The 4,904-nt window shown below is 71.9% G+C and carries 3 protein-coding genes; all 3 read left to right on the top strand.

What is annotated here, in order from left to right:
- Positions 1-18: 18 nt before the first annotated feature.
- Positions 19-1,395 (top strand): allantoinase AllB, encoded by a 1,377-nt coding sequence (gene allB, locus B4E30_RS10655; protein ID WP_286795275.1) that lies wholly within the window; start codon positions 19-21, stop codon positions 1,393-1,395.
- Between the two features lie 4 nt (positions 1,396-1,399).
- Positions 1,400-3,802: an amidase family protein gene (locus B4E30_RS16540; RefSeq protein WP_349676958.1), complete on the top strand. Its 2,403-nt coding sequence runs from the start codon at positions 1,400-1,402 to the stop codon at positions 3,800-3,802.
- Positions 3,803-3,855: 53 nt separating this feature from the next.
- Positions 3,856-4,904, top strand: a 1,049-nt coding sequence (locus tag B4E30_RS10640; RefSeq protein ID WP_286795273.1) for a pyridoxal-phosphate-dependent aminotransferase family protein, incomplete at its 3' end; no start/stop codon positions are given.

Below are 4,904 nucleotides of genomic sequence, written 5' to 3'. Positions count from 1 at the left end.
CCGCGTAACGTCGGCCGCGTGAAACCCGTGCGCACCGCGATCCGGGCTCGGCGAGCCTTCGTCGACGGATCCTTCCAGCCCGCGACCGTCGTGCTCGACGGCGGCTGCATCGTCGACATCCTGGGGGCACGCGAGCGGGTCGACACCGAGTGGCGCGTGCTCGTGCCCGACGATGCCGTGCTGCTGCCGGGCCTGGTGGACTCGCACGTGCACGTGAACGAGCCGGGACGCACCGAGTGGGAGGGATTCCGCTCGGCCACCCTCGCGGCCGCCGCGGGCGGCATCACGACGATCGTCGACATGCCGCTGAATTCCGTTCCGCCCACGACCACGCCCGAGGCGCTGGAGATCAAGCGCGAAGCGGCCGCCGCATCCGCTTTCATCGATGTGGGCTTCTGGGGCGGAGCGGTTCCCGAGAACCTGGGCCGCCTCGCGCCGCTGCACGACGCCGGCGTCTACGGGTTCAAGTGCTTCCTCGCACCCTCCGGAGTCGACGAGTTCGGGCACCTCAGCACCACGCAGATGGAAGCGGCGATGACCGAGATCGCCGCGATCGGATCGCGGCTGATCGTCCACGCCGAGGATCCGACGTTCCTCGGTCCCGACGGGCCGCTCGGGCGCGACTACGACGGCTTCCTGCGCTCGCGCCCACCGGCGAGCGAGGAAGCGGCGATCACGAGCGTGATCGACGCGATGCGACGCACCGGGGCCCGCGCCCACATCCTGCACCTGAGCGACGCGCACGCGCTGCCGGTCATCCGTCAGGCGAAGGCGGAGGGCCTTCCGCTCACGGTCGAGACGTGTCCGCACTACCTCACGCTGATCGCCGAAGAGATCGCCGACGGCGCCGGCGAGTTCAAGTGCTGCCCGCCCATCCGCGAGGCGGCGAATCGCGACCTGCTGTGGGAGGGAGTGCTCGACGGCACCATCGACGGCATCGTCAGCGACCACTCGCCGTCGACGGTCGAGCGCAAGCGCGACGGGGACGGCGACTTCGGGCTCGCGTGGGGCGGGATCGCCGGCCTGCAGGTCGGGATGTCCGCGGTGTGGACCGAGGCGCGCCAGCGCGGCATCGCGCTGGAGACGATCGTGCCGCTGTTCACCACCGGCCCGGCCGCGATCGCGGGCGTCGATGCCGGACGCATCGAGGTCGGTGCGGTCGCCAACCTCACCGTCTTCGGGGTCGACGATCCGCTCCACGTCGACGCGAGGCGGCTGCTGCATCGCAATCCGATCTCGGCATATGACGGGCGCGACCTCACCGGCCGCACCCGCCGCACGTGGCTGCACGGGCGATCGGTGTTCGACGTGACCGAGGGCGGAGCGGGCGAGGCGCCCCAGTGGCGGGGCAACCCGTGCGGCCGCCTGCTCTCGCGCGCCGGTGACGGAGCCTGACGTCATGCGTTTGGATGAGGGCATGATCGCGTCGTTCGAGATCCTGCAGCCGGGGCGGGGCGAGATCCCCGGCGACCACTACCTGCCCGCGCGACTGGACACGGTGTCATGGGGGCGGCTTCCCTGTGAGACGGATGCGGCCGTGCTGCGCATCGCTCCCGGCGAGACCGTCACGATCGACACCGTGAGCCACGAGGGCATCCTCGAGGATCAGGGCAAAGACCCGCACGTCTTCTTCGCCCGCCACGGCGTCTCGGCCGACGCCGTGCTCGAGGACGCGGCGGCCATCGCCGCCGACGGGATGCGGGACCCCGAGCGCGACGGCCCGCACGTGGTGACCGGCCCCATCCATGTGGAGGGTGCCGCCGTCGGCGACCTGCTCGCGATCACCGTCGAGCGCCTGGACCCGCGCGTTCCCTACGGCGTCATCTCGAACCGCCACGGCAAGGGCGCACTGGTGGGCGAGTTGCCGCGCGGTGAGTCCAACGTGAGTGTGTTCACGCCGGTCCACGAGCGGGCCGGCCGGCTGTTCGGGGCGCTGCCGCTGCACGACACCCTCGGCGGCACCGCCGACGTCGAGCGCGAGGTGGAGTTCCCGCTGGCGCCGTTCCTCGGCACGATGGGTGTCGCGGTCGCCGGCGACCGGCATCCGCACTCGGTGCCGCCGGGGAGCCATGGCGGCAACATCGACATCAAGCTCCTCACCGTGGGCGCCACGCTGTACCTGCCCGTCCAGGTCGCGGGAGCGCTGGCCTACGTCGGCGATCCGCACTTCGCGCAGGGCGACGGCGAGGTCGCGCTGACGGCGCTGGAGGCTTCGCTGCGGGCGACGCTGAGGTTCGACGTCGTGCCGGCGTTGGAGGCCCGGGAGCGCTTCGGCGAGCTCGCCGGTCCGCTGGTCAAGACCCACGAGTATCTCGTCCCCACCGGCATGCACGAAGACCTCGGCGAAGCCATGCGGCGATGCGTGCGCGCCTCGCTGTCGCTGCTCCATGCCCGATACGGCATGGATGAGCATCTCGCCTACGCCTATCTCTCGGCGGCGGTCGACTTCGACATCTCCCAGGTGGTCGACATCGTCTGCGGCGTGCATGCGCGCATCCGCGAAGCCGACTTCGACGGCCCGGCTGCGATGGCGGCTGCCCACGCGACCACGACCGGATTCGATGCCGTCGGCGGCGCGTTCGACGGCTCGGTCTGGCGTACCGTGGGCGACCCGCTCTACCAGGGCGCGTGGGATGGCCCGCTCTCCGGTCTCACGGTGGCCGTCAAAGACGTCTTCGCGATCAAGGGCTACCGCGTCGGAGCCGGGAACCCGACGTTCCTCGACGGCGCCCGGCCCGAGACCCGCACGGCGCCGGCGGTCGGCGACCTGCTGCGCGGGGGCGCGTCGCTCCGAGGGATCGCGCGCACCGACGAGTTCGCGTACTCGATCGCCGGCGACAACGTGCACTACGGAACCCCGCCGAACCCCGCCGCGCCGTGGGCGCTGCCCGGCGGCTCGTCGAGCGGTCCCGCCACGGCCGTCTCGCTCGGTCACGCCGACGTCGGCCTCGCGACCGACACCGCCGGGTCGGTGCGCGTCCCCGCCTCGTATCAGGGACTGTGGGGACTGCGAACGACGCACGACTTCGTGCCGCGCCAGGGGATGCTGCCGCTCGCGCAGTCCTTCGACACCGTGGCGTGGCTCACCCGCGATGGCGACACGCTGCGCCGCGTCGCGGACTGGTGCCTCAGCTACGACGGATCGGAGTCGACCGAGAGCGTCTACGGCCCGTCGGCCGAAGACCTGCCGTGGCGCTTCCTCGTGCCGCGGGAGGCGCTGGCCGTGGTCGAACCCGAGACGCGCGCGGTGTTCGAGCGGATGCTCACCCTCCTCGCGGCCGCCGACGAACCACCCGAGGTCGACAGCGTGTCGATCGGCGACCTCGACGACTACGCCGTGCCGTTCCGCACCGTGCAGGGTGCGGAGGCCTGGCGCAACAACGGCGACTGGCTGCGCGAGCACCCGGGCGCCGTCGGACCCGCCGTCGCCGAGCGCTTCCGCGCCGCATCCCAGGTGACGTCGGCCGAGGAGCGCGAGGCGCGCGAGAAGGTCACGGCGATCGCCCGGGGCCTGGCGAGCATCGTCGCGGGCGGGGTTCTCCTCCTGCCGACCGCGCCCGGTCCGGCGCCGTCGCGCACCGCCGAGCCGGCCGACGTCGACGCGACCCGCTTGGCGAGCCTGCGCATGACCACCCCCGCCGCCGTGGCGGGGCTGCCCTCGATCTCCGTGCCGCTGCTGACGGTGGCCACACCCGACGGTCCCGCACCGGTGGGTGTGTGCCTGGTCGCGCCCGCCGGCACCGACCTCGCCCTCGTACGGCTGGCGCAGCGCCTGGCCGCCACGGTCACCCGCACGGTGTGACCGGCATCCCGACCACCTCATCCGGACCCCGAACGACATCGATCAGAGACACCATGAGCATCCCCGCACCCATCGACCCGCCCGCCCGACTCCTGATGGGTCCCGGGCCCATCTCGGCGTACCCGAGTGTGCTGCGCGCGATGTCGGCGCCGCTGGTCGGGCAGTACGACCCCTTCATGACCTCGACGATGACCGAGACGCAGGCGCTCTACCGCGACGTCTTCGCCACGACCAACGACGCCACCGTGCTCGTCGACGGCACTTCGCGCGCCGGCATCGAAGCGGCGATCACGTCGCTTGTTCGGCCGGGGGAGAAGGTGCTCGTGCCGGTCTTCGGTCGCTTCGGGCACCTGCTGGCCGAGATCGCCGAGCGCGCGATGGCCGAGGTGCACACCATCGAGGTCGAGTGGGGTCAGGTGTTCACCCCATCCGCGATCGAAGAGGCGGTGCTGCGGGTGAAGCCCACACTGCTCGCGCTCGTGCAGGGGGACACCTCCACCACCATGTGTCAGCCGCTCGATGAGATCGGCGAGATCTGCCGGCGGCACGGAGTGCTGTTCTACACCGATGCGACCGCGTCGCTCGGCGGCAACGACTTCGAAGCGGATGCGTGGGGTCTGGATGCCGCGACCGCGGGCCTGCAGAAGTGCCTGGGAGGGCCCTCGGGTTCGGCGCCGCTGACGCTGAGCGACCGGGCCGTCGAGGTCGTGCGCTCCCGCAAGCGGATCGAAGCCGGCATCCGCGAGGAGGGCGACGCGAGCGCGGACGACTTCGTGCGGTCGAACTACTTCGATCTCGGCATGATCCTCGACTACTGGGGCCCGCGGCGGCTGAACCACCACACCGAGGCGACCTCCATGCTCTACGGCGCCCGAGAGTGCGCGCGGGTGCTCCTGCTCGAGGGGCGGGATGCCGTCATCGCACGCCACCGCCGCATCGGCGACGCGATGCTCGCCGGGGTTCGGGGGCTCGGCCTGACCGTGTTCGGCGACGTCGCCCACAAGATGACGAATGTCGTGGCCGCGGAGATCCCGGAGGGTGTGGCCGGCGACGCCGCGCGACAGGCGATGCTGGAGGACTTCGGCATCGAGATCGGAACGTC

It is taken from the genome of Microbacterium sp. UBA3394 (assembly GCF_002358725.1).
In the GTDB taxonomy this organism is placed as follows: domain Bacteria; phylum Actinomycetota; class Actinomycetes; order Actinomycetales; family Microbacteriaceae; genus Microbacterium; species Microbacterium luteum.
This window is presented reverse-complemented; position numbering and strand designations above follow the sequence as displayed.